General features: G+C 38.4%; 2 protein-coding genes and 1 pseudogene. All 3 read left to right on the top strand.

The window, feature by feature from the left end; translation table 11 throughout:
• Positions 1–419: pseudogene (locus WBJ10_RS14500) on the top strand (hypothetical protein); the annotation flags it as partial.
• Positions 382–723, top strand: coding sequence for a hypothetical protein (locus WBJ10_RS14495; protein WP_424291529.1), 342 nt, complete (start codon positions 382–384; stop codon positions 721–723). The pseudogene WBJ10_RS14500 and the gene WBJ10_RS14495, both read left to right, overlap by 38 nt.
• Positions 724–837: 114 nt before the next feature.
• Positions 838–1365: a hypothetical protein gene (locus WBJ10_RS14490; protein WP_424291527.1), complete on the top strand. Its 528-nt coding sequence runs from the start codon at positions 838–840 to the stop codon at positions 1363–1365.
• Positions 1366–1537: the final 172 nt, after the last annotated feature.

Below are 1537 nucleotides of genomic sequence, written 5' to 3'. Positions count from 1 at the left end.
AAGCTTTGGAAAAGAACATCAGGGATGAGAAGAATGAGTTTCAGCTCAAAATAGAAATCCCTCATTTCAATAACAAAATGGACTATACTCTCCATTTTAAAAAATCGGACTCCAAAGATATGTATTTCTTCAACCGATATGATGCTTCCTTGCAGAATGGTAAACCGGAGATGGACAAAAACCAATGCTTCTATATAAATAAAGGCAACGGAGTTACTGCGAAAGAAGCCTTTAACCTATTGGAAGGCCGATCTGTACACAAGGAATTAGTTAATAAAGACGGCGAGAAGTACAACGCCTGGTTAAAACTTGACTTTGAAAACTTCGATGAAAGGGGGAATTCTAAGTTAAAGCAGTTCACTGATAAATACGGCTATGACCTTGAAAAGAACCTTGCATCCTATCAAAGAACTAAGTGACGATGAACAGAAAAAACAGCTGATATGTTCATTACAAAAAGGGAATGTGCAGCAAGTCACCATAGAGAAAGATGGCAACCAAGTGAAACATTATATTGAGGCTGTGCCACAATTTAAGAACATCAATGTTTATGACCAGAAAATGCAGGTCGTTAGACGGCAGAGTGTACAAAAAACGGATGTTAGCAATGGGCAATCTGCATCGAATACCCTTAAGCCAGGTAAGGATCAGAAGCAAAAAGCTGATTCCGAAGATGGAAAGCCCGGTCAAAAAAAGTCACGACAGAGAAAGTTAACTGCATAGTTATTATAGGAGAGCCTAATTGGGCTCTCTTATTTTTTGAGTGGATTCTGCAACACAATTAAATTAAACTCGTTTTATTAGAATAATTTCGTCAATACGGTTAAACTGACTGTTATGAAAAATATATTAAACCTGTGTATAGCTGCCCTACTCCTCGCAGCATGTAGCAGCAATGAAAAGTTAGATCGTGAGACAGCTTTAAAGCTTATCGAGGACAGTAAGACTTATCCTAAAGTAGTCGGTTATAACATTTTCGTATCCGATCCGGCTTATGCTAAAAGGGTGCTTGATGCTGGATTGGAAGAATCCGGCTTTGTGATCGTACAACGAACTCGGAAATTAGGCGAAATTGGACAACCTATTATTTCCTTTACAGCAAAAGCAGATCCGTATTTGTTGCCGCAATCCAACCAAGATAAGAGTGATGGAATACGCAGAGTGAAAATTGCGGACGAAGTTTTAGAGGAAGTAACAGGTGTCCAGATGCTAAATGGTAATAAGAACGCCGTCGTGGAGATTAGCACCTCCCTTGAAAAAATAACCCCTTTTTCCAAATTGTCTAAACAAAAATTGGATAAAATGAAACCGCAACCAATTATGTTTACTCTTTATGATGACGGATGGAGAGTGCAGAAGAAATAGACTGACCTCACTTTCTAAATGTTGATATTCTGACACCTTTCTTTTCAATCTCCCAATTTTTAATATATCCCAACTGTTTTAAGCTATCTGCAAATTCGCGGTTCTGTAGTGTGTTAGGTAATAATGGTCGTTTACCCAAAATTCCGATTTCAGAAAATGGACGACCTAGCGC

Origin of the sequence: Daejeonella sp. (assembly GCF_049655485.1) — a bacterium.
In the GTDB taxonomy this organism is placed as follows: Bacteria; Bacteroidota; Bacteroidia; order Sphingobacteriales; family Sphingobacteriaceae; genus Daejeonella.
The sequence above is the reverse complement of the archived record's forward strand: the minus strand, read 5'-3'. Positions and strand labels throughout refer to the sequence as shown.